Origin of the sequence: Hymenobacter sp. (genome assembly GCF_031398885.1) — a bacterium.
Lineage (GTDB): Bacteria > Bacteroidota > Bacteroidia > Cytophagales > Hymenobacteraceae > Hymenobacter.
In genome coordinates, this window is the sequence record NZ_JANNOD010000126.1 from 24,521 (window position 1) to 47,078 (window position 22,558).

18 protein-coding genes are annotated in these 22,558 nt (G+C 64.9%); 10 read left to right on the top strand and 8 right to left on the bottom strand.

From position 1 onward, the window contains the following. Nucleotides 1–83 precede the first annotated feature (83 nt). Complete coding sequence (locus RMO51_RS22035) at nt 84–1,778, bottom strand: GMC family oxidoreductase (RefSeq protein ID WP_310398148.1); 1,695 nt, start codon at nt 1,776–1,778, stop codon at nt 84–86. Between the two features lie 106 nt (nt 1,779–1,884). Then, nucleotides 1,885–2,502 carry a gluconate 2-dehydrogenase subunit 3 family protein gene (locus RMO51_RS22040; RefSeq protein ID WP_310398149.1) on the bottom strand — a complete coding sequence of 206 codons (618 nt, stop codon included), beginning with the start codon at nt 2,500–2,502 and terminating at the stop codon, nt 1,885–1,887. 651 nt (nt 2,503–3,153) lie between these two features. Here RMO51_RS22040 and RMO51_RS22045 point away from each other — a divergent pair. Beyond that, nucleotides 3,154–3,618, top strand: coding sequence for a hypothetical protein (locus tag RMO51_RS22045; RefSeq protein WP_310398150.1), 465 nt, complete (start codon nt 3,154–3,156; stop codon nt 3,616–3,618). A 65-nt stretch (nt 3,619–3,683) separates the two neighbouring features. Next, the gene (locus RMO51_RS22050) at nt 3,684–4,034 is read left to right on the top strand and encodes a DUF3140 domain-containing protein (protein WP_310398151.1); all 351 of its coding nucleotides are present in this window, start codon (nt 3,684–3,686) and stop codon (nt 4,032–4,034) included. Between the two features lie 256 nt (nt 4,035–4,290). On the opposite strand, the gene RMO51_RS22055 is transcribed toward RMO51_RS22050, so the two are convergent. After that, nucleotides 4,291–6,282, bottom strand: a complete 1,992-nt coding sequence (locus RMO51_RS22055; protein ID WP_310398152.1) for a hypothetical protein — start codon at nt 6,280–6,282, stop codon at nt 4,291–4,293. A gap of 404 nt (nt 6,283–6,686) precedes the next feature. Between RMO51_RS22055 and RMO51_RS22060 the strand changes: the two genes are divergently transcribed. Next, nucleotides 6,687–8,765, top strand: coding sequence for an OmpA family protein (locus tag RMO51_RS22060; RefSeq protein ID WP_310398153.1), 2,079 nt, complete (start codon nt 6,687–6,689; stop codon nt 8,763–8,765). Nucleotides 8,766–8,865: 100 nt separating this feature from the next. On the opposite strand, the gene floA is transcribed toward RMO51_RS22060, so the two are convergent. The 3 genes from floA to proS form a co-directional block, all read right to left on the bottom strand. Then, nucleotides 8,866–9,867, bottom strand: coding sequence for a flotillin-like protein FloA (gene floA, locus RMO51_RS22065; RefSeq protein WP_310398154.1), 1,002 nt, complete (start codon nt 9,865–9,867; stop codon nt 8,866–8,868). Between the two features lie 21 nt (nt 9,868–9,888). After that, nucleotides 9,889–10,359 (bottom strand): NfeD family protein, encoded by a 471-nt coding sequence (locus RMO51_RS22070; RefSeq protein ID WP_310398155.1) that lies wholly within the window; start codon nt 10,357–10,359, stop codon nt 9,889–9,891. Nucleotides 10,360–10,630: 271 nt separating this feature from the next. Then, complete coding sequence (proS, locus tag RMO51_RS22075; protein ID WP_310398156.1) at nt 10,631–12,106, bottom strand: proline--tRNA ligase; 1,476 nt, start codon at nt 12,104–12,106, stop codon at nt 10,631–10,633. A gap of 272 nt (nt 12,107–12,378) precedes the next feature. Between proS and RMO51_RS22080 the strand changes: the two genes are divergently transcribed. Continuing rightward, nucleotides 12,379–13,821 (top strand): hypothetical protein, encoded by a 1,443-nt coding sequence (locus RMO51_RS22080; protein ID WP_310398157.1) that lies wholly within the window; start codon nt 12,379–12,381, stop codon nt 13,819–13,821. 78 nt (nt 13,822–13,899) lie between these two features. Next, nucleotides 13,900–15,471: a hypothetical protein gene (locus tag RMO51_RS22085; protein WP_310398158.1), complete on the top strand. Its 1,572-nt coding sequence runs from the start codon at nt 13,900–13,902 to the stop codon at nt 15,469–15,471. 525 nt (nt 15,472–15,996) lie between these two features. On the opposite strand, the gene RMO51_RS22090 is transcribed toward RMO51_RS22085, so the two are convergent. After that, nucleotides 15,997–17,037 carry a hypothetical protein gene (locus tag RMO51_RS22090; RefSeq protein WP_310398159.1) on the bottom strand — a complete coding sequence of 347 codons (1,041 nt, stop codon included), beginning with the start codon at nt 17,035–17,037 and terminating at the stop codon, nt 15,997–15,999. A 155-nt stretch (nt 17,038–17,192) separates the two neighbouring features. Between RMO51_RS22090 and RMO51_RS22095 the strand changes: the two genes are divergently transcribed. From RMO51_RS22095 to RMO51_RS22105, 3 genes are read left to right on the top strand one after another with little or no spacing between them, the layout of a single operon-like run. After that, nucleotides 17,193–19,433: a S9 family peptidase gene (locus tag RMO51_RS22095; RefSeq protein WP_310398160.1), complete on the top strand. Its 2,241-nt coding sequence runs from the start codon at nt 17,193–17,195 to the stop codon at nt 19,431–19,433. A gap of 31 nt (nt 19,434–19,464) precedes the next feature. After that, complete coding sequence (locus RMO51_RS22100) at nt 19,465–19,680, top strand: hypothetical protein (protein ID WP_310398161.1); 216 nt, start codon at nt 19,465–19,467, stop codon at nt 19,678–19,680. Then, a complete protein-coding gene (locus tag RMO51_RS22105; protein ID WP_310398162.1) occupies nt 19,677–19,994 on the top strand; it encodes a hypothetical protein in 318 nt (105 codons plus the stop codon). The genes RMO51_RS22100 and RMO51_RS22105 overlap by 4 nt, the downstream gene beginning before the upstream one ends. A gap of 4 nt (nt 19,995–19,998) precedes the next feature. Here RMO51_RS22105 and prmC read toward each other — a convergent pair whose 3' ends face one another. Further along, the gene (gene prmC, locus RMO51_RS22110) at nt 19,999–20,856 is read right to left on the bottom strand and encodes a peptide chain release factor N(5)-glutamine methyltransferase (protein ID WP_310398163.1); all 858 of its coding nucleotides are present in this window, start codon (nt 20,854–20,856) and stop codon (nt 19,999–20,001) included. Nucleotides 20,857–20,911: 55 nt separating this feature from the next. Between prmC and ribD the strand changes: the two genes are divergently transcribed. Together ribD and RMO51_RS22120 are read left to right on the top strand one after the other, a co-directional pair. After that, a complete protein-coding gene (gene ribD / locus RMO51_RS22115; protein WP_310398164.1) occupies nt 20,912–21,955 on the top strand; it encodes a bifunctional diaminohydroxyphosphoribosylaminopyrimidine deaminase/5-amino-6-(5-phosphoribosylamino)uracil reductase RibD in 1,044 nt (347 codons plus the stop codon). Between the two features lie 99 nt (nt 21,956–22,054). Next, nucleotides 22,055–22,537 (top strand): GAF domain-containing protein, encoded by a 483-nt coding sequence (locus RMO51_RS22120; RefSeq protein WP_310398165.1) that lies wholly within the window; start codon nt 22,055–22,057, stop codon nt 22,535–22,537. Nucleotides 22,538–22,558: the final 21 nt, after the last annotated feature.

Here is a 22,558-nt window from a genome sequence, read left to right on the forward strand (position 1 = left end):
GTTAGTTGTTCGTTGTCAGTTGTCAGGTCCGTTGAATGGCCGCCGGCGGCTGACAACTGACAACGAGCAACTAACAACTAAAGTCAAGAATCCCGCCGCCGCTGCTGCGCCAAAAACTTGTCGGCCGTGCGCAGGCTCAGGGCCATGATGGTCAGGGCCGGGTTCACGCTCAGGGCGCTGGGGAAGGTGGAGTTGTCGGAGATGTAGATGTTGGGCACGTCGAAGGCGCGGCCGTCGGCGTCCACCACGGCGTCGTCGCCGCTCAGGCCCATGCGGGCCGTGCCAATGACGTGGGCGTAGCGCCCAAAGGCCCAGATGTCGGTGGCGCCGGCGGCTTCCCAGATGCGGCGCATCAGGGCTTCGGCGTGGGCGTTCATGCGCTGCTCGTTTTCCTGGGCCGTGAAGTGCAGCCGCGGTTTGGGCAGGCCGCGGGCGTCCTTTTCCTCGGCCAGCTCCAGGAAGTTGTCGGCGTGGGGCAGGCAGTCGCCGAGGATGTTGATGCCGGCCACGTGGTTGTAGTTCCGCATGTAGTCGCGCAGGGGCTGGCCCCAGAGCTTGCGGCCCCGGGCCACCTGGCTGGCAAACGTCACGGGCATCACGCCGATGCTCTGCAGCAGGTAGCCGCCCGCAAAGTCCGCGTCCGCCGGCCGGTGGGTGTCCTGCGAAATCAAGCCGCCCGGAATGCCCTTGTAGGGCCGCACGGCTTCTTCAAACGTGCCCCACACCTGCAGGCCGGGGTGGGCCATCAGGTTGCGGCCCACCTGCCCGCTGGTCAGGGCCAGCTCGTTGAGCAGCAGCAGGCGCGGGGTTTCCACCGAGCCGGCGCAGAGGAACAGGTGGCGGCAGCGCTGCCGCATTTGCTCCCCGTTTTGGGTGTATACCACGCCGGTGACGCGGCCCCGGGCGTCGCGCTCAATCTCGGTTACGAAGCTGTTGGGCTGGATATCGGCCCCGTGCGCCACGGCCAGCGGAATGAACGTCACGTCCATGCTGGCCTTGGCGCCGTTGGAGCAGCCGGCCTGGCAGAAGCCGCGGTTGGTGCAGGCCTCGCGCCAGCCCACGCCGTCCTGATAGTAGCGGGCCGACAGCGCCGCGTTGGCCGCCGGGGAGGTGCGAATACCGATTTTCTCCGCCCCGCGCACCATGAGCTGGGCGGCGCCATTCAGCGGCAGCGGCGCCAGCGGGTAGCCCGTGCGCCGGGCCGGGCCCCAGGGGTAGGGCGTGGGGCCCGAAATGCCCAGAAACCGCTCCAGCTCCTCGTAGTACGGCTCCAGCTCCTCAAACCCCAGCGGCCAGTCCTCGCCTCGGCCGAAGTCGCGGTTCAGGTGCAGGTCGTCGGGCAGCGGGCGGGGCGTGTAGGCGGTGTAGTGCAGCGTGGAGCCGCCCACGCCGGTACCGGAGTTGTTGCGGCCCATGGCCAGCGGGTCGTGGCCGGCGGCCAGCCGCTCGTCGTTCCAAAACAGAAATGCCTGCGCTTTCTCGTCGGTGGCAAAATCCTGCCCGGGGTTGTGCCAGGGGCCGGCTTCCAGGGCCACCACCTTCAGGCCGGCCATGGCCAGGCGGGCCAGCAGCGGTGCCCCGCCCGCACCCAGGCCAATGACTACGCAGTCTACTTCGTCGGCCTCGGCCGGCACGGCCTGGGACTGCTCCAGCGGGGTATCAATTGGCGCAGCCGCAGTCGCGGGCTCGTCGGCCAGCAGCGCCCGCAGCAGCGGGTCCTGGATTTCCGGCTGCACCGGGTTTAGGACGCTTTCTTCAAGAACTTCTTCGTCGGGCATGGTTGGTAGTGATGAGGTGATGGAGGGATGAGGTAATGAAGTGAAAAATGCTTTGGGCGGAGAGCACGTCTAGAATTGACGTGTGCTTCTCGCCTTCATCACCTCATCACCTCATTTCTTCATCACTCGCAGCAGGTTCCCGGTCTTCTTTTTCATCGAGGCCGATGCTGGTCCAGGCCGGCAGGTCGGCCATTCCCGCGTAGCCAATTTCTTCCTGGGCCAGCGGGTGGGCGTAGTAATTTTCGGTGAGCTCAGCCAGCAGCTCCTCGAAGAAGCGGCCGGCGTCCAGCGTTTCCCAGGCGGCGCCGGGCGGGTGGCCATCGGCCAGGGCGCGCAGCACGGCGTCCTGCTGCTCGGGTGGCAGGCTCGTAAAGTCGGCTTGAAACAGCGCCTGGGCAACTTCCTGGATGCCGCCCAGGCCCAGGCGGTAAGCCTCGCGGTCGGGGGGCAGGGCGTCGTAGCGCCAGCCGTCCGACTCGCCCGTGGCCAGGCGCTGGTCCACGGCCGGGGCCAGGGCAATGGGCTGGCCGGGGCGGTCGGGCTGCGGAAACAGGCGGGCGGCCACGGCTTCAAGCAAGGCGTAGGTTTCGGGAGCGAGCAGTTGCGGCTCGTAAGTGGCGGAGGCGTCGAGTCGGCCTTGCAGGGCGGCGCGGGTAGCCTCGGAAACGTGGGCCGTGCCGAGCAGCGCGCGCACGGTACCGGGCGGATAAGGGGAAGCGGACATGCGAAGAAGCGGGAGCGGGAGCTGATGCTGCGCCGCAATGGGCGGCTCAGCTACCAACCCCTTACGTATGAAATCTTCCCGGGATGTTAGGAGGAATGGAGGGACGCTACATCTTTCTCATTGATAGCCCAGTCGCGCGAACCCACATTTGACGCCTTGGGGGTAAAGCCGCCGGTCAATTAAGGAAAGCGCCCGTGGCCTTGCCGCCACGGGCGCTGTTGTATCACGGGCCGCCGCGACCCCGGTAACGACGCGCGAGCACGGGAATGAGCAGTTGAGACAGGAAATTGCCCACTCACGTTCGGCGGCCGGTCCCGCGCCCAGGGCCCCCCGCCACGTTCGCGCAGCTTGTGGCGTTTCTGGAGCAGTTTCGAGGCCAGCGCACCGAACGGGGTGGGGGGTGGGGCTGGCCCGGCCCGTCGCTGGATGGCACTCGGACCAACCGTTCAACCACGGGCGGTGGCCAGCCCCAACGGGAACGACCCTGCACCCGGCCAGCAGCCCGTGTACCCAACTGAGAACCGCTCTAGCAACTACTGCCCAGACCCAAATTAGCCGGTTTGCGTATAGCAAGGCTGAGGATTTTGGGCCTGGCGCGTCGATGCGGGCACCCTTATTTCTTTTGTTCAACGCACTTCTCGCCCCGTTGTCATGGCTGCCAAATCGCCGGCTAAACCCGCACAGAAACCCGCCGCGGCGGCCCGGCGCACTCCGGCCGATACCTACACCGACCCGCCGCTGCGCGAGCGGCTCAAAGAGGAAATCAGGGCCGGCGACAAGGGCGGGGAGCCGGGGCAGTGGAGCGCCCGGAAGTCGCAACTGCTGACGGCCGCGTACAAAAAGGCCGGCGGGGGCTACAAGCACCGCGCAGCCACCGAGGCGCAGCAGCACCTGCAGGCGTGGACGGGCCAAGCGTGGCAGACCGCCGACGGCCAACCGGCCCGGCGCGCCGGCGGTACCACCCGCTACCTGCCCCAGAAAGCCTGGGACGAACTGTCGCCCGCCCAGCAAAAGGCCACCAACGCCAAAAAGCAAGCCGGCTCCCGCGCCGGCCACCAAACCGTCGACAACACCGCCGCCGCAAAGGCCGCCCGCCGACACGCCCGCGACGAATAGGCCCGGCCTCGCTGCCGACTCCAGCATTTCCCTGCCGCTTTCTCTCACTCACGTCCTTCTCTCCCATGGCCACCGCCCCCAAATCCAACGACGACATCCGTGCCCAATTCAAGCAGGACGTCAACATGACCGCCGCCGAACTGGCGAAGTGGCTGCAAACCGAGGAATCCAAAACCGTGGGCCAGGCCAGCGGCGACGGCAGCAGCATTGGCCACCATTCGGGCGAGCGAATCGTGGAAATTCTGCACAAAAAACAAGCCGACCTGACCGCCCACGACGACGAGCACATGCACAAGGTGCACAGCTACGTCAGCCGCCACCTGGCCCAGGGCCCGCACAATAAGGACGACGTGAAAACATCCCGCTGGCGCTATTCTTTAATGAACTGGGGCCACGACCCGCTGAAAGATAAATAGCGCTTCATTTTTTGCAGCAAACCTCGGCTGCCGACAACCCAACGACAGCCCCAGCGGGGCGGCATGTCGGTAGTAAAACCAGGAGGAGTAGGTTCATACAAGCCCCAGCGGGGCGGCACTTGCGCTAACGAGTGTCGCCCCGCCGGGGCTCAATAACCCGTTTTACCTGCCTTCGCTACCGCTATGCCGCCCCGCTGGGGCTGTCGTTGGGTTGTCGGCAGCCGAGGTTTGCAAGTTTTGGGTTGGTGTACGCCATCTACCGCCGCCCCCGCCCCACGCGCCACTCCGCCGTCAGCTCGAAGTAGGGCAGCAGCCGGCGCGTCTCACGGGCCAAATCCAGGGCCGTGTAGCTGCTGCCGATGAAAGCGCCCGGCCCGGTGGTGTAGGTCGAAAACGTGCGCAGCCACTGCAGCCACACGCTGGCCACCAGGTTGAAGCCGGCCGTGGCGTGGCGCTCCACGGCCAGCTCGGGGCCCTGCTGCCGGGTGATGCCGCGCAGGTAAATGAGTGAGGAAGCCGGGCCGGTGGGCGCGTCCGAGAGCAGGGCGGCGCGGCCGTAGTTGCGCTGCTCCAGCAGGCGGTAGCCCAGGCGCAGGCTGGTGCCGCCCTGGCGGCCGGCCCAGCTCTGGCGCAGGCCCACCGTGAGGTCGTGGGTCACGCTGGTGTCGAGCGGGCTTTCCCGGAACCGCGCCCAGTCGAGCTGGCCCACCCGGTTTTCGCGGCGCACGTAGTCGGCCAGCAGCAGCAGCCGGGGCCGCAGCTGGTAGCTGATGCTCTGGGTTTGCTCCAGCACGCGGCTGGCGCGGTTGCGGGCCTGCTCGCTCTCCCGGTCGCGCACCTGGTAGCTCACCCACAGGTGGTAAGTCGAGCGCAGGCTCAGCTTACCGGGCGCCCAGGTGAAGCCCGGCTCCCAGTGCAGCAGCCGGTCGGTGTAGTTTTCGGCGCTGAGCCCGGCCCGGATGAACACCGTTTGGCGCACTTCGCCGGCCACGCCCAGCGTGGTGCGGAAGGCCCCGGCCCAGCGGCCGGTCCAGGTCAGGCGCAGCAGGTGCTGGGCCTCGTCGCGGGTTTGCTGGTTGTCTTTGCTGGGGGCGTCCACCCGCAGCAACTGGGCGGTGCCCAGCAGGCCCAGCGCGTGGCGGGCCGTGGGCAGCCAGGTGAGGGCGAATTGGTACTGGGTGGTTTGCTCGGTAATATCCTTCACCTGCTCGCGGGTGAGGGCATTGGCCAGCCGAATGGCGCTCAGGTTGCGGGAATTGTCGAGGTAGTAGGCCCGGGTTCGCTCGCGGTAGCTCAGGTTGAGGCTGGTTTGCAGCGCGGGGCGGGCAAAGCGCAGCTCCTGGCGGGTGTCCAGCTCCCGCTGGCGGTAGCCCACGTCCTGCAAAGTGTCGGCATCCGCGCGCTGGCGGCGGTACCCAAACGCCCGGGTGGGCAGCAGCACGCTGTTGTCGGAGCGCAGAGTGGTGAAGGTGTTGAGGCGGTAGGAAGCGCCGGCCTGCGCGGCCACGGTATCGGACTGAATGCGCTGCACCGAGCCCTGCAGGTAGTCCTCGGCGCGGTTGGTGCGGTAGCCCAGCCGGCCCTGCACCGTGAGCGGCGCATTGGCCAGAAACGTCCGCTCGCCCGCGGCTTCGGCCACCAGGCGCTGCATGGTGCGGGGGCCCAGCGCCGCGCGGGTGCCCAGCACGCGCACCGCCAGCGGGGGCGCGGCCGGCCCACTGGCAAAGAAAATAGCCGCCGCGTCGAAGCCATAAGCCACGCCCGCGTCGTTGCGGCCGTTGCGGCGGTCGGTGGCCAGGCCGCCCAGCGCCGTAACCCGCAGCTGCGACAAAGTATCGGTGGGGCTGGCCGGCCGCAGGCGGCGCTGGTAGCCCAGGCGGCCCAGCCACAGGCCGGTGCGGGTGGCGTTGGCCCGGCTTTGGTCGTAGTGGAGTTGCTGGCCGAGCTGCCAGTGGTTGGCCGCGTCGAGGGCGAACACGTGGGCCACGTCGGCGCCGTAGTCTTCCCGCACGAAGGGCGGCGTGCCCCGCGAGTCGTAAATCATGTCGGTGCCCAGGCGGTAGCGCAGTTGCTGGCGCGGGCCCAGCCGCAGGTAGCCCCGCGCGCCGGTGGTCTGCACGAAGGTGCTCAGGCCCACCCGCCGGGCGCGGGCCACGAGCAGCAGCGCGGTGTCGGCCCCGGCCGGGCGCAGCCCGCTGAACACGGGCCCAAACGGCGTGGCGCCCACCAGCACCTGGGCTCTTGCCACCAGCGGCAGCAAGGCCAGCGCAACCAACAACAGTCCCGCACTACCGGCGCGCCGAACCCTGGCGCGGCCCGCGGCAGCTCTCAGGTTGCCATACCAGTCGTTCGGCTCTCCTCTCCGCGGGAGCGGGGCCGGCCCCGTAGGGGTCGCGTGAGGTTTCCGGCCGCGCCCTGCACACGAACCCGAGAACCGCTCTAGATGCGCCGAAAACCACCGGATTGCCACGCCTGCGCGGCCGGCGAATGACCCCTTCGCAGTGCCGCAGTGGGAAGGTAACACATCGGTTCGGGAGGCCCACCAAATAGTTTTTTAGTAGGTTAGCTGTTGAAATCTTCTTTGCTTCGTAGATGGGTTGGCGCGGTTTATTGCGTTTAAAGCTAGTGTTTCCTTATTCTGCTATTGGTACTATGAATAGTTATCCGATGAGTCGCCTGCTGGCCCTGGGGTTGGTGGCCTTGCTGCTGGCGGTGGCCGCGCCGGCCCGGGCCCAGCGCGTGCTGTGGGCCGCCCGCCTGGTAGCCGCCTCCTCCCAAAAAGCCGACGGCAAAGACCCCTTTTCTCCCTCGCAGGTGCTGAGCACGCCCAATGCCCTCCCGCTCGGCCAAATCAGCAACGACGCCTGGATTCCGCGCAAGGAGGGACCCAATGAATTCATCGAAGTGCGCTTTGCCCGCTCCATCGCCGCCCAGCAGGTGACGGTGGTCGAAAATTTCAACCCCGGCGCCATCACCAAAATTGAGCTGGTGGATACCAAAGGCGAGCGCCACGAGGTGTATTCCAACGACAAGCCCGGCCCCCTGCCCGAGGCCTACCGCACCCTGGAAGTGCGCTTCCCGGCCGCCGAGTACCGCACGCTGGGCGCGGTCGTGCACATGAACACGGCCAAGGTAGAAGGCGTGAACCAGATTGACGCCATCGGCATCGCCGACGTGGCCTCCACCATGGTGAAGCAGGCTTTTGAAGGACCCAAAGGGCCCGATGCGGTGAACTCCGCCCAGTTCGACTCCTCGCTGGTGAACCTGGGCCCGAACGTAAACACCCGCTACGTCGACACCCACCCGGTTATTTCGCCCAACGGCCGCACCCTGTACTTCGCCCGCGAGAGCAACCCTGGCAACGTGGGCGGCAGCCGCGACCCGCAGGACATCTGGTACTCGACCCTGACCAGCGGCAAGAACAAAACCTGGAGCCCGGCCAAGAACATGGGTAGCCCCGTGAACACCCCCGACGACCCCAACGGCCTGGCCTCGGTGTCGGCCAACGGCCAGAGCGCCATCCTCATCAACATTTACAACCGCGACGGCACCCTCGACCCGCTGGGCTGCAGCCTCACCAAGCGCAGCCGCGTGGGCTGGACCCAGCCGGTGAAGCTCGACATCAAAGACTTCGTGAACAACGACAAGGAACACGTCGACTTTTTCCTGGCTACCTCGGGCAAGGCCCTGCTCATGGCCGTGGACCGCCCCGACGGCCTGGGCGGCCAGGACCTGTTCGTGAGCTTCCCGGTGCCCGAAACCACCAACACCTGGACCAAGCCGCGCGGCCTGGGCCCCAACGTGAACACGGCCAAGGCCGACTTCGCCCCTTTCCTGGCCGCCGACGAAAAGACGCTGTACTTCGCCAGCGAGGGCCGCGGCGGCTACGGCAAGTCCGACATTTTCTACACCAAGCGCCTCGACGACACCTGGACCAACTGGAGCCCGCCCCGCAACCTGGGCCCGGTGGTGAACTCGCCGGATTTCGACGCCTACTACACCATTTCGGCCGCCGGCCAGGACGCCTACCTGGTGTCGTCGCGCAACGGCATCGAGAACTCGCGCGACATCTTTCGCATCTCGCTGGCCCCCGCCTTCCAGCCCGAAGTGGTGACGCTGGTGACCGGCCGGGTGGTCGACGTGAGCACCGGCAAGCCCATCCGGGCCATCATCCACTACGAAAACCTGCTCACGGGCGAGGAAATCGGCGTCACCGAAACCGACCCCGTCGACGGCTCCTACACCATCGTGCTGCCCACCGGCGTGCAGTACGGCTACCGCGCCGAAGCCAAGGGCTACCTGGCCGAAAACGCCAGCCTCGACGTGACGGCCAAGGACAAGTACTCCGAGCAGAAGCAGGACCTGTTCCTGGTCCCCTTCAACGTGGGCCAGACCGTGAAGCTGAACAACATCTTTTTCCAGCAGAGCCGCTACTACCTCAGCACCAGCTCCTACCCCGAACTGGCCCGCCTCATCCGCATCATGAAGGATTACCCGACGGTGGAAATTAAGATCAACGGCCACACCGACAACCAGGGCGACCCCGCCCTCAACCTCAAGCTGAGCCAGGACCGGGTGAACGAAGTGAAAAAGTACCTCAGCAGCCGCGGCGTCAAAGGCGACCGCATCACCACCGAAGGTTTCGGCGACACCAAGCCCGTGGCCAGCAACGACCAGGAAGAAACCCGCTCCAAAAACCGGCGCGTTGAATTCACGATTACGAAAAAGTAGTGCCTTCGGAAATTAAAAATTGAGAATTAAGAATTAAAAATGCCCGCTTGACGATTCAGGCGGGCATTTTTAATTCTTAATTCTCAATTTTTAATTGACCCTACGACTGCCGCCCCTCCTCCCGGCCGGGCTTGATGCTGCCGCTGCTTCCGCCGGGGTTGGCAATGGAGTCGCGCATTTCGGTGTCGGCCTGCACGTTGCGCATCTTGTAGTAGTCCATCACGCCCAAATTGCCGCTGCGGAAAGCTTCGGCAATGGCCTTGGGAATCTCGGCTTCGGCCTCGACTACTTTGGATTTGGCTTCCTGGGTTTTGGCGCGGTTTTCCTGCTCCACGGCCACGGCCATGGCCCGGCGCTCCTCGGCGCGGGCCTCGGCCACGCGCAGGTCGGCGCTGGCCTGGTCGGTCTGAAGCTTGGCCCCGATGTTCTCGCCAATGTCCACGTCGGCAATGTCGATGGACAGGATTTCGAACGCCGTGCCCGCGTCCAGGCCCTTGGAGAGCACCAGCTTGGAAATCTTGTCGGGGTTTTCCATCACCTCCTTGTGCGACTTTGACGAGCCGATGCTCGACACAATGCCCTCGCCCACCCGCGCCAGAATGGTTTCCTCACCGGCCCCGCCCACCAGTTGCGCGATGTTGGCCCGCACCGTGACCCGGGCAATGACGATGAGCTGAATGCCGTCCTGCGACACTGCGGCCACGCTGGGCGTGTTAATCACCTTCGGGTTGACGCTGGTGGTCACGGCCTCGAACACGTTGCGGCCCGCCAGGTCGATGGCCGTGGCCTGCTTGAAGGTGAGCGGAATGTTGGCCTTGTCGGCCGAAATCAGGGCCTTGATGACGCTGGGCACGTTGCCCCCGGCCAGAAAATGGGTTTCCAAGTCGTTGGCCGTAATCTGCAGGCCGGCCTTGGTCGAGGTTATCATCGAGTTGACGATGAGCGACGGCGGCACCTTGCGCACCCGCATAAACGCCAATTGCAGTAGGCTTACCCGCACCCCCGAGAACAGGGCCGTCACCCACAGGCTAACCGGGAAAAAATAGAGAAAGACCAGCAGCACGACGGCTGCGATGGCCAGGGGAATGAAGGGAAAATCCATGGCGTAAAGTAACGCCGAATTCTACGCCGCGCCCGGCGCCGCGGCCACTACAATACGGTTCTCCTCAATGCCCAGCACGCGCACCTCGCTGCCGGTGGCCACGAACTCGCCGCGCGTCACCACTTCCCGCCGCTCGGCCCCGAACAGGGCCGTGCCCGCCGGCCGCAGGGCCGAGAGCGCGCGGCCCACGGTGCCCGGCGCCACGTCGGCCCGCCGCGCGTCGCGCACCGACGAGTTGTTCACGCTGGTCAGGGCCACCCGCGCCAGGTTTTTGGGCCGCAGCCCCACGAACACAATCAGCCCGCTCAACACCACCACGCCGGCCAGCGCGTAGTGGCCCCCCGGCGTGCCCAAGTCGCGGTAGCCGAGCCAAACGCCCGCCACCAGCAGCACAAACCCCACGAAGCCCACCACCGTGGTGCCCGGGATGAAGATAACCTCAGCCGCCAGGAACAGCAGGCCGAACAGCAACAGCAGCGCAATGGTGAGCATGGGCGTGGTGATGAGGTAACGGAGTGATAAGGTGATGAGGTGATGAGGTAAAAGAACGTCATGCTGAGCGTAGCCGAGGCATCTCGCTCGCTTCGTCCGCCCGGCAAACCTCACCCCCGACCCCTCTCCAAAAGAGAGGGGAGCCTGACGTCAGCGCATGTCCGGTGCCCCCTCTCCACGGGAGAGGGGGTCAGGGGGTGAGGTTGACGGGAGAACGAGGCAATACGGCGCGGACGCCAGATAACACGACGTTCATTTCTAATTTAATGAATCAATACGCCCGGGCGAAGTACGCGCGCCGTACGCTCGGCTGGCCCGTCACCATGCAAACGCCATCCTCGTCGGGCTCGTTCAGGGCCAGGCAGCGCACGGTGGCCTTGGTTTCGTCCTTGATGCGCTCCTCGGTTTCGGAGGTGCCGTCGTAGTGGGCCAGCACGAAGCCGGCCTCGTCGTCCAGCACCCGTTTGAACTCGTCGTAGCTGTCGACGCGGGTGGTGTGGGTTTCGCGGAATCTCCGGGCTTTGGCGTAGATGTTCGCCTGAATATCGGTCAGCAGCTGGTCCACGCTGGCCACGATGTCGGCCAGGGGCAGGCTCAGCTTTTCCTTGGTATCGCGGCGGGCCACTTCTACGGTACCCGCGTCGAGGTCGCGCGCGCCGATGGCCAGGCGCACGGGCACGCCCTTCATTTCCCACTCGGCAAACTTGAAGCCGGGGCGCTCCGTGTCGCGGCTGTCCACCTTCACGGCAATGCCCCGGGCAATAAGGCCCTGCTGGATGGGCCGGATGCGCTCCAGCAGCGCGTCCAGCTCGCCGGTTTTGTAGATGGGCACGATGACCACCTGAATCGGGGCCAGTTTGGGCGGCAGCACCAGGCCTTCGTCGTCGGAGTGCGCCATCACCAGGGCGCCCATCAGGCGGGTGCTCACGCCCCAGCTGGTGCCCCACACGTGCTCCAGGCCGCCTTCCTTGGTGGCAAAAGTCACGTCGAAGGCCTTGGCGAAGTTCTGGCCCAGGAAGTGGCTGGTGCCGGCCTGCAGCGCCTTGCCGTCCTGCATCAGCGCCTCGATGCAGTATGTGTCCTCGGCGCCGGCAAACCGCTCGTTGGGAGTTTTCACGCCCTTCACTACGGGCAGGGCCATGTGCTCCTCGGCAAACTCGGCGTACACGTCCAGCATCTGGCGGGTTTCGGCCACCGCTTCCTCGGCCGTAGCGTGGGCCGTGTGGCCTTCTTGCCACAGAAACTCGGCCGTGCGCAGAAACAGGCGGGTGCGCATTTCCCAGCGCACCACGTTGGCCCACTGGTTGATGAGCAGCGGCAGGTCGCGGTAGCTCTGCACCCAGTTCTTGTAGGTGCTCCAGATGATGGCCTCCGAGGTGGGGCGCACCACCAGCTCTTCTTCCAGCTTGGCGGCGGGGTCCACGCGCAGCTTGCCGGGGCGGTCGGGGTCGGTTTGGAGGCGGTAGTGGGTCACCACGGCGCACTCTTTGGCGAAGCCCTCGGCGTTTTTCTCCTCGGCTTCAAACAGGCTTTTGGGGATAAAAATGGGGAAATAGGCATTTTCGTGGCCGGTGCGCTTGAACATGTCGTCGAGCTGGCGCTGCATTTTTTCCCAGATGGCGTAGCCGTAGGGCTTGATGACCATGCAACCGCGCACGGCCGAGTTTTCGGCCAGGCCGGCGCGCTTCACTAACTCATTGTACCAAAGTGAGTAATCTTCTTGACGGGTGGGCAACTTTTTGCTCATGGAAGGCATCTAAAAGGTAATTGAAATAGCTCCGAACTCTGGTACAAGATTTGACTTAACCAAATGGCACCGTTTCGAAGTCAAATTACGTTACTAATGCGCGGACCGCCGATTGCCCGCGCCAGGTCTGTTTGCCGCGTTGAGGCTGCCAGAACTGCCCGTTTTTCGCCGCCGTTTGGTCGAATAGCAGTTGGTTGCTAGCCTCTTCGTCCCGCGGCCACCGTTTGCGTCGTTACTTTACCGTAAGCCCCTCCACTCTCATATCTTTAGCCATGAAAAACCTGCTCACCGCTTTCCTGCCCGCTTTGGCCTTGTTTGCGCTGGGCGGCTGCGCGGGCACTTCGGCGCTCACTTCTTCGGAAGACGACGGCGTCTATTATTCTTCTCAGGACCGCACCACGGCCGTCGTGAGCGCGGCCCCCGCCCCGGCCAGCACCGACGAAGCCGCCAACCCCGACTACAATGGCAGTGCCGGTAGCTCATCGGCCCGCCAGGGCAGCGGCTCGGACCAGTACTACGACAATACCTACACCTACATGCGCGGCGTGCCGGGCCGGGGCCTGAGCTACTACTCGCCCTATGGTCCTTACACCAGCCTCGGCTACGGCGTGGGTCCCTTCGGCGGCTACGGTGGCGGGTTTGGCGGCTACGGCTACGGCGGATTTGGCGACTTTTACGACCCGTTCTACAGCCCTTTTTATAGCCCCTTCTACAGCCCCTTCGGCTACGGGTACGGCTCGGGCATCAGCATTAGCTTTGGGTTTGGGCGGCCCTGGGGGTACGGTGGGTTCGGCGGCTACGGCCGGCCCTATGGCTACGGGTACGGGCCCGGTTTCTATGAGCCGTACTACTACGGCGGCCCCCGCTACGGCGGCTACTACGGGCGGGGCGGCTATTACGGCAACAACTACTACGGCGGGAATTATGGCGGTGGAAATTATGGTGGCGGCAACTACGGCTCCGGTAACAACGGCCGCCCGCGCACCTCGCGCCAGCGCAGCGACCGGGCCTCGGATGGCCGCTACACCTCGGGCGGCAACGCAGGCACTCCCGTTGGTGGCACCCCCGGCACGCCCAGAACCGGTGGCCGCATGCGAAGCAGCGACCAGGTGCTGGCCCCCAATCCCGGCCCGGGGCTGCAGGCTGCGCCGACTGTCGTTGCTCCCGAACGCACCCGGGCCCGCAGCGAAACGGTAACGACCACACCCACCACCCAGCCCGACCGGGCCGAAGAATCATTCAACCGCCCCCGGCGCATAGAGCGCGCCGAAAGGCCTCAGTATCGCAATATGGAGCAGTCCGCGGCCGGTCAAACCCCGCTGGATGCCAGTTCCGAACGGAGCCGGGTGGCGCGCGAGGAAAACCGCGGCCGCTGGCGCAGCACCGACATCGTGCCCTCAAGCGACCAAGTGCAGCCGCAGGAAGCCGTGGCGCAGCCCCAGGAAAGTACGCGCCGTCGGGGTGGCCTATTCCAAAGCCCACCCTCGCAGCCGAGTGACAACCAAGGTCAGGCCGCTGAGCAGCCTACGCGCCGCACCTACGAGCAGCCTCGCCAAGAGCGCACCGAGCAACCCCGCCAGGAGCGGACGTACGAGCAGCCGCGGCAGGAACGGACTTATGAGCAGCCGCAGCGTTCGTATTCGGCCCCGTCCAACAGTGGCGGTGGGAGTAACGGAGGCGGGGGCGGCGGCGGTCGGAACCGCGGCCGCGACTAGGCAACTTACCTCTGCTTTTTGCAAAAACTTTTTCCAAGTGAGCCGGCCCAACGGCTGGCTCCTTTTCTTCCTGCTCCTATGAAAAAACGGATAATCGGGCTTAGCCTGGCCCTCGCAGCGGGGTCGGCCGGCTACGCTTTTGCCCAGGGCGCGAGCGATGCCCTGCGCTATTCCCGCCTGCAATTTGGCGGCCCCGCCCGCACGCTGGGCATTGGGGGCGCCAATGTGGCCCTGGGCGCGGATTTTGGCAACCTGAGCAGTAATCCGGCCGGCTTGGGCCTGTTTCAAAAGTCGGAGGTGCACTTCACGCCGGGCATTGGTCTGGGGCAGGGTGACGCCCGCATCGAGGGCGGTCCGGCCGGCGCGCAAACGGAGAATAAGAACAGCTTCCACATTGCCAGCGCGGGCCTGGTGCTCACCAACCGGCGCCCCGACAGCGACCAGAGCACCAACTGGCGCGGTGGCGCTTTTGCGCTGGGCTTTAGCCGACTGGCCGACTTCAACGCCAGCTCGCGGTACCAAGGCTCAGTCGGCAACAACCAGTCGTACCTGGCCCGCTTGCGGCCCGATGCGGACGGGGCCCGCGGCGAAAGCGCCTTTAACGACTTGGATGACCAGGTCGACAGCAACGATTACCGCACGGACCTGGGCTTGGCTTACGGCGCTTACCTGGCCAACATTCGAACTTCCCGCACGGGGGCCGATTCGGCCGTCGTGCTGCGGCAGCAGGGCAATGTGCTGACGCAAAGCGAGCTGATTACGAATTCGGGGTCGGTGTCGCAGTTTGATTTGGGCTACGGAGCCAGCTACCGCGACCGGCTGTACATCGGCGGGGCCCTGGGCATTCTCGGTTCCAACTATTCCCGGGTGCGCACGCTGACCGAGGCCGACAACGACCCCAACACGTACTTTAATAGCCTGACCAGCAGGGACGAACTGAAGACCACCGGCACCGGCATCAACGCCCGATTGGGGCTGATTTACCGGGCCAGTGACAAAGTGCGGGTGGGGGCCTCGGTGCAGACGCCCACCTTCATGCGGCTCAATGACACGTACAGCGAAAGTCTGACGGCTAATTTTAGTGCGACGGGTACCGACAGGGTGCCCGGCGACCTGCCGGTGGGCGACGCCCCCCGGGTATTGCGCACACCGCCCCCGTACGCCTACACCCTCACCACGCCCTTCCGGGCCAACGGCGGGGTGGCCGTCACGCTGGGCAAGTACGGCTTCGTGACCGGCGATGTGGAATACGTGGGCTACGGCCAGGCCCGCCTGAACAACGACTCGCAGGACGCCAACGGCGACGACTACACGTTTGCCGCCGAAAACAACGACATTCAGGCCCGTTACCGCAATACCGTGAATCTGCGCCTCGGGGCGGAAGGCCGCTTCGACGTGTTTCGGGTGCGGCTGGGCTACGCCCGCTACGGCGACCCCTACCAGGCCGACGCCAACAACGAGCGGGTGCAGAACTACTACACCGGCGGGGTGGGCCTGCGCCAAGGCAACTTCTTCCTCGACGCCGCCGCCGTGTACACCACCGTGGACCAGATTTACACGCCGTACTCGCTGGAAAATGGCTCGCAGCCCGTTATCAGGGTGAATAACAACCGCTACACCACCAGCGTGACGGCGGGCATCACGTTCTAGCGCGGCCAGCTGTAATCCCCGTCATTAAAAAGGCTGCTCGTTACGGGGCAGCCTTTTTTAGTTACTTAAACTCCATTCAAACAAGGCATCATCTGAGCTTGTCGAAGCACCCGGCGTGGGGCAGTAATCCTTCTTAGAAGCTGTTTGAATTAGCCGCTGGTCGGTGTAGAGACGCATCCTGGCGTCTCGTCGTTGAACGCAATGGGCCGACCTGCGCGCACGACGAGACGCCAGGATGCGGCTATACATCGTCCTCATGCCACCCAAAAATAACTCAAACAGCTTCTTAAGGAGTTGAGGCGATGCTCTGGCAAGCTCAGCACGACGTTCTGCTATTTTCCCGCGGCCTATCTGGACGGCTTTTTAAAGCGGCTCCCAGGTCAATGGATACGGCGCGACCGGCGAAACCTCACGAGACCCCTGCGAGGCGGGCCCCGGTTCGCTTAAAGCGCGAAGCCCAAGGAGAGGGGAGCCGAGAAAGATGTATACTGACCTGGAAACGGCCTTTCAGTAGCCTGTTTTATTTTATTTCTGCACCTTGACGCTGCATTTGAGCAGCGGCGCGGTGCCGGCGGCCACGTCGGTTACGAGAAGGAGTCCGTTATACGTCGTCTGGCCGCTTTCACTGGTGCGGAAGGCGATTACCTGGTCTTTGGCCAGCGCGCCGGTCGACGAACTATCCGGCGCAAACGAGCTCCCGCCGGTGAAGGCCGCAACAAAGGCGTCGGTGGTCACGGCTCCGTTGAATTGAGTTATCGTAAAAGCGGTGCGGCGCAGCTCGGTGGCCCGCCGGTTGGCCGGGGGCCAGGCTTGCAGCGAGAGGTTGACCACCGAATTGTTCGTGGGCGTGTTGAGGCTGATGGCGGTGCTGTTGGCCGCGCATATCAGGTCAATCAGTTGCTGGTTGGCCTGCACCGACGCATCCTGGTTCACGAGGGCGTACTTGGGCAGCAGTAGGCCAGAGCGCAGGTTCAAAAAGACGCGGGCGCGGGCCTGGGCCGGCAGCCGAACCGAATCGGGAGTGGTAACGGTGCTGGGCACGGGGCGTATCAACGCCGTGTAGCTGTGAAATACCGCGGTGGAGTCCGGGTTGCGCACCGTGAGGCGGTAGGCGCGGCTGGCGCTTTGCCCGGTGGCGTCAGTCACGGTGTAGCGCCACAATTCCGTACCCGAGGTGGAGCGGGCCGTGAATCGGTTTTGAAACACGTATTCGCCGCCCCGCGGAGCATTAGCGGCACCTGTTTCGACGGGCGTAATCAGCGAATCCAGGTAAACCAATTCCTCGTCATCAGGGGTGTCAGTGGGGTCGTACGCCGTGAGCGGCAAGGGATAAACGATGGGGTTCTTGGTGGGCTCGTACTTGACCGTGATGAGCAGGCGTTTCAGGCGGTTGTCGTTGCCCACGGCGTAGGCGCGGGTCGAGAGCGTGTCGTTGGGGTTGGCCAACCGATTGCCGGACACCAGGGCGGCAGTGCCGATGAAATCGAGCCGCACGGGGCCGTTGGTCTTGTCGCCGCAGGCGGTAATGAGGGCGGGCAGGGCCAGCAACAGAAAGCGAATGCGCATGGTGCAAAGGTAGCGGGAGCCACGGCCCGGCAGGTGCTGCGGGTGGCTGTTACCTTTAACGCCCGGTTTCTTTCCTTATTTTGGTTGCTGGTTGATTGTTGCCGGTTTCTGGTTTGGAAACCCGAACTTTCAATCTTCTCTCTTTATCCCCCGCTATGCGTTTTCGCTTTTTCGTTTTGGCCGCGCTGCTGGCCGCCAACGGCCCGGCCCTGCTGCCCGGCTTTACTTCTGCCCCCGCCCTGGCCCAGCAGAAGCTGCCTCTGACCCTGGACGATATCTGGGCCAAGCCCACGTTCCGGGCGGCCAGCGTGCCGGGCTTTAACTGGATGAACGACGGCCGCTACTACTCGGCGCTGGAAAACGGCAGCCTGGTGCAGCACGAGGTGACCACCGGCAAAACCGTGCAAACGCTGGTGGCCGCCGCCGACCTGCAAGTGGCCGGCGCTGCTAAGCCCCTCGACGTGGACGGCTATTCCTTCAACGCCAACGAGCAGAAAGTCTTGTTCACCACCGCCACCGAGCCCATTTACCGGCGCAGCGCCCGGGCCAGCTACTACGTATTCGACCGCGGCGCCAAGCAGCTGACGCCGCTGAGCGCGGGCGGCAAGCAGGGCTACGCCACGTTCTCGCCCGACGGCCAGCGCGTGGCCTTCACCCGCAACAACAACGTGTTTGTGACCGACCTGGCCACGATGAAGGAAACCGCCGTGACCACCACCGGCGCCAAGAACCAGCTCATCAACGGCTCGGCCGACTGGGTGTACGAGGAGGAATTTGGCTTCGCGCAGGGCTTTTTCTGGTCGCCGGATAGCAAGCAGCTCGCCTATTATACTTTCGATGAAAGCCAGGTACCCGAGTACGACATGCAGGAATGGGGCGGCCTTTACCCCAAGGAAAACCGCTTCAAGTACCCCAAGGCCGGCGAGAAAAACTCGGTCGTGAGCGTGAGCACCTACGACGTGGCCAGCGCCCGCACCACCAAGATGGACGTGGGCCCCGAGCCTAACCAGTACCTGCCTCGCGTGCAGTGGACCCAGGTGCCCGGCACGCTCAGCATCCAGCGCCTCAACCGGCTGCAGAACAAGCTCGAAATCCTGCACGCCGACGCCGGCACCGGCAAAACCAAAGTGGTGCTCACCGACACCAATCCGGCCTACGTGGAAATCAACGACGACCTGAACTACCTGGCCGGCGGCAAGCAGTTCGTGTTCACCAGCGAGAAGGACGGCTACCAGCACCTCTACCTGCACGACATGAGCGGCCGGCAGGTGCGTCAGCTCACCCGGGGCAACTGGGAAATCAGCGCCATCAACGGCTTCGACCCCAAGACCGGCTTCGTGTACTACACCAGCACCGAAGGCTCGGCGTTGCAGCGCCACCTGTACCGCATCAACCTGCAGGGCACTGGCAAAAAGCGCATCAGCGAGGCCGGCAACGGCACCGACGTGGTGAACATGAGCCCCGACACCAAGTATTTTCTCAACACCCACTCCTCGGCGGGCGTGCCGGCGGTGGTGAGCCTGCGCGAGGGCAGCACCGGCCGGCTGGTGAAAACCCTGGAGGATAATGCTAAACTGCGCCAGACCCTGGCCCAGTACGACCTGGGCAAGTTCGAGTTTCTGACCTTCAAAACCTCCGAGGGCGTGGACCTGAACGCCTGGATGATAAAGCCCAGCAACTTCGACCCGGCCAAGAAATACCCCGTGCTGATGCACGTGTACGGCGGCCCCAGCTTCGGCAGCGGCAGCACCCAGACCGTACTCGACAACGCCGGCGGCGGCACGGCCCTCACCAACTACCTCTGGCACCAGATGCTGGCCGCCCAGGGCTACATTGTGGTTTCGGTGGAAAACCGGGGCACTTCGGGCCGGGGCGCCGCCTTCCGCAAGGCCACTTATGCCAACCTGGGCAAGCTCGAAACCATTGACCAGGGCGAGGGCGCCAAGTACCTGGCCACGCTGCCCTACGTCGATAAGGCGCGCATTGGCATCTGGGGCTGGAGCTACGGCGGCTACATGACCTCGCTGGCCCTGACCAAAAACCCCGACCTGTTCAAGATGGGCATTGCCGTGGCCCCGGTCACGAACTGGCGCTACTACGATACCGTGTACACGGAGCGCTACCTGAAAACGCCCCAGGAAAACGCCGCCGGCTACGACGACAACTCGCCCGTGCAGTTCGCCCAAAACCTCAAAGGCAAGTTCCTGCTCGTGCACGGCACCGGCGACGACAACGTGCACTTTCAGAACTCCATCGCCTTCGTCGACGCCCTCATCAAGGCCAACAAGGACTACCAGACGCTGTACTACCCCAACCGCAACCACGGCATTGGGGGCGGCAACACTCGCCTGCACCTCTACCGGCAGATGACCAACTTCGTGCTGCAAAATTTATAGGCCGCCCTAATTTTTGGGCGTAAATTGACGTATGAAAACCTACCTCTTGAGCATCGCCGACGAACCCACCGACCGCGCTGTGCGAGCCGCGCTGGCCGATTTACTCGCCAAGCGCCTCGTAACGATTGAATCAGAGAGCGACAGCGCTCCGCCGCCGACGGAAGCCGCCATCGAAAGCGACATCCTGCAGGCACGGCAGCAACCTGGCATTTCACTGTCGGAAGCCAAAACCCGGTTCGGACTGTGAGTGAACTGCCGCTGGCCGTGGTCGTAACCCCGGTTTTTATGGACCGGCTGTTCGGGCTTGAGCAGTACATAGGCCGCGAAAATCCGGCGCGGGGCCGCCGGTTTGTAGACGAGCTATTCGATTTCATTTACAGCGCCGTTGGGCCTTACCCGTTGGCTTTCCCAGCCTACGTATTGGCTAACCATCCAACTTTATCGTTGCGACGGGCAGTGTTTCAGCGACGCTACAACCTGATATACGAAGTCACTACTTCAGAAGTAAAGTTTCTGACAGTTTTTGGCACGGCGCAAAGTGCGGCCGACGTTTCCTTGTAGTCAGCTAACTACGCGTGCCCCGCACCACGCGCGGCTTGCCGAACATGTCGGGCAGCACGCGCACGTCGGCAAACCCGCGGGCGACGAGCAGCGCCGCCGTTTCCGGGCCCAGCGCCTCGTTGATTTCCAAGTAGAGGCCGCCGCCCGGGCCGAGCAGCTCGTGGCCGACCGCGCACAGGCGGCGGTAGAACAGCAGTGGGTCGTCGTCGGGCACGAACAGAGCCGCGGCCGGCTCCCAGGCCAGCACATTGGCGCGCATCAGGGGCCGCTCGCTTTCGCGCACGTAGGGCGGGTTGCTCACCAGCACGTCGAGCGAGCCGGGGGCCAGGCCGGCGGGTAGGGCTTGCAGGATGTCGACTTGCTCGAAGGCCACGGCCGGGGCGTAGCGGGCGGCATTGCGGGCGGCCACGGCCAGGGCCTCGGCCGAAATGTCCACGGCCAGCACCTGGGCGTTGCGCAGGGCGTGGGCCAGGGCCAGGGCCAGGCAGCCCGAGCCGGTGCCCACGTCCAGCACCCGCAGTCCGGCGCGGCCCCGCTGCTCCAGCTTGATGACGCGCACCAGCTCCTCGGTCTCGGGGCGCGGAATGAGGGTGGCGGGGGTCACCTCCAAGGCCATGTCGCCGAAATAGGCCGTGCCCAGCACGTACTGCACCGGCTCGTGGGCCAGCAGGCGGGCCAGCAGCGGCGGCAGGGCCGCTCGAGCGGCGGGGGGCACGGGCTGCTGGGCGGCCATCATGCGCTGCAGCGCGTCGATGTTCAACAGGTGCTCCACCACCAGCACGGCAATGGCCTGCGCTTCGGGCTCGGGGTAAATGGCTTGGAGGGCGGCAGCAAGGGAGGTCGTGAATTCGCGCGTGGTCATTGGAACAAAGCTAGGCCCCCGGCGTAGCTACGGCCCTCGCCCTACCTTCGCCCCGATGAATCCTGACAACCCCGACGACGCCGTTTTCATGCGCCGCGCCCTCGACCTGGCGCACCTCGGCACCGGCTACGCCCGCCCCAACCCGCTGGTGGGCTGCGTAGTCACGCACCAGGGCCGCATCATCGGCGAGGGCTGGCACCGGCAGCATGGCGGCCCCCACGCCGAAGTGAACGCCCTGGCCGCCGTGGCCGACCCGGCCCTGCTGCGGCACAGCCGCGTGTACGTGACCCTGGAGCCCTGCGCCCACCACGGCAAGACCCCGCCCTGCGCCGACTTGCTCATCGAAAAAGGCGTGCCCGAGGTCGTGGTCTGCAACGAGGACCCGTTCGCGCTGGTGGCCGGCCGCGGCATTGGGAAGCTGCGCGCCGCCGGCGTGCGGGTCGAAACCGGCCTGCTCGCCGACCAGGGCCGTTGGCTGAACCGTCGCTTTTTCACCTTCCAGGAAAAAAAGCGGCCTTACCTGGTGCTGAAATGGGCCGAAACCGCCGACGGCTTCCTGGCCGGGCGCTACTTCCAGCCGGTGCAAATCAGCAGCCCCCAGGCCGGTCTGCTCACCCACCAGTGGCGGGCCGAGGAGCAGGCCATTCTGGTGGGCACCCGCACGGCCCTGCACGACAACCCCCGCCTGAACGTGCGCGACTGGTCCGGCCCCCAGCCCACGCGCCTCGTTATCGACAAAAACCTGTGCCTGCCGCCCACCCACCACCTGCTCGACGGCTCACAGCCCACGCTCATCTACACCTACCGCCAGCCCCACCACGCCACCAACCTCGACCACATCCGGCTCTCGGAAGCCGACGACCTGCTGCCCCAGGTGCTGGCCGACCTGCACCAGCGCCAGGTCCAGTCCGTGCTGGTCGAGGGCGGCCCCACGGTGCTGAATGCCCTGTTGCACGCCGGCTTGTGGGACGAAATCCGGGTGTTCCGCGCGTCCCGGAAGCTAGGCCAGGGCATTGCCGCGCCGCGCCTGGGCCTGAGCGGCTTGCGCGAGAAGTTGAACGTTGGGCCCGACGAGTTGTTCTGGTACGTGAACGAGTAATTTTTTTAGTTGTCAGTCGCTCGTTGTCAGTTGTCAGTTTAAATGACCAACTCAACGGACCTAACAACTGACAACGAACAACTGACAACTAACTCAAACATGGCCGAAACCCTCGCCTTCGACCCTAACCTCACCAAAGCGGAGCAGTACGAGCAGTTGCTGCCCCAAATCGAAGCCCTCACCGCCGTCGAGCCCGACCTCACGGCCAACCTCGCCAACACCGCCGCCGCGCTGCGCCAGGCATTTGGCTTCTTCTGGGTTGGGTTTTACCTGGTGAAGGGCGACGAGCTGGTGCTGGGGCCGTTTCAAGGGCCCATTGCCTGCACCCGCATCCGGCACGGCCGGGGCGTGTGCGGCGCCAGTTGGGCCCGGGCCGCAACCATCCTCGTGCCCGACGTGGAAGCCTTCCCCGGCCACATTGCCTGCAGCTCCGATTCCAAGTCGGAAATTGTGGTGCCAATCATTAAAGCCGGCCAGGTCGTAGCCGTGCTTGATGTTGACAGTGACCGGCTCGATGACTTTGCTGCTGCCGACCAGGCCGCCCTGGAGCAGCTGGCGCAGCTGGCGGCGCAGTGGTTTTAGGCATTGCCGTGTTACTTTCAA

Coding starts and splice junctions, on each gene's coding strand:
- RMO51_RS22035 (WP_310398148.1), bottom strand. CDS start 1,778: ATGCCCGACGAAGAAGTTCTTGAAGAAAGCGTCCTAAACCCGGTGCAG.
- RMO51_RS22040 (WP_310398149.1), bottom strand. CDS start 2,502: ATGTCCGCTTCCCCTTATCCGCCCGGTACCGTGCGCGCGCTGCTCGGC.
- RMO51_RS22045 (WP_310398150.1), top strand. CDS start 3,154: ATGGCTGCCAAATCGCCGGCTAAACCCGCACAGAAACCCGCCGCGGCG.
- RMO51_RS22050 (WP_310398151.1), top strand. CDS start 3,684: ATGGCCACCGCCCCCAAATCCAACGACGACATCCGTGCCCAATTCAAG.
- RMO51_RS22060 (WP_310398153.1), top strand. CDS start 6,687: ATGAATAGTTATCCGATGAGTCGCCTGCTGGCCCTGGGGTTGGTGGCC.
- floA (WP_310398154.1), bottom strand. CDS start 9,867: ATGGATTTTCCCTTCATTCCCCTGGCCATCGCAGCCGTCGTGCTGCTG.
- RMO51_RS22070 (WP_310398155.1), bottom strand. CDS start 10,359: ATGCTCACCATTGCGCTGCTGTTGCTGTTCGGCCTGCTGTTCCTGGCG.
- proS (WP_310398156.1), bottom strand. CDS start 12,106: ATGAGCAAAAAGTTGCCCACCCGTCAAGAAGATTACTCACTTTGGTAC.
- RMO51_RS22080 (WP_310398157.1), top strand. CDS start 12,379: ATGAAAAACCTGCTCACCGCTTTCCTGCCCGCTTTGGCCTTGTTTGCG.
- RMO51_RS22085 (WP_310398158.1), top strand. CDS start 13,900: ATGAAAAAACGGATAATCGGGCTTAGCCTGGCCCTCGCAGCGGGGTCG.
- RMO51_RS22090 (WP_310398159.1), bottom strand. CDS start 17,037: ATGCGCATTCGCTTTCTGTTGCTGGCCCTGCCCGCCCTCATTACCGCC.
- RMO51_RS22095 (WP_310398160.1), top strand. CDS start 17,193: ATGCGTTTTCGCTTTTTCGTTTTGGCCGCGCTGCTGGCCGCCAACGGC.
- RMO51_RS22100 (WP_310398161.1), top strand. CDS start 19,465: ATGAAAACCTACCTCTTGAGCATCGCCGACGAACCCACCGACCGCGCT.
- prmC (WP_310398163.1), bottom strand. CDS start 20,856: ATGACCACGCGCGAATTCACGACCTCCCTTGCTGCCGCCCTCCAAGCC.
- ribD (WP_310398164.1), top strand. CDS start 20,912: ATGAATCCTGACAACCCCGACGACGCCGTTTTCATGCGCCGCGCCCTC.
- RMO51_RS22120 (WP_310398165.1), top strand. CDS start 22,055: ATGGCCGAAACCCTCGCCTTCGACCCTAACCTCACCAAAGCGGAGCAG.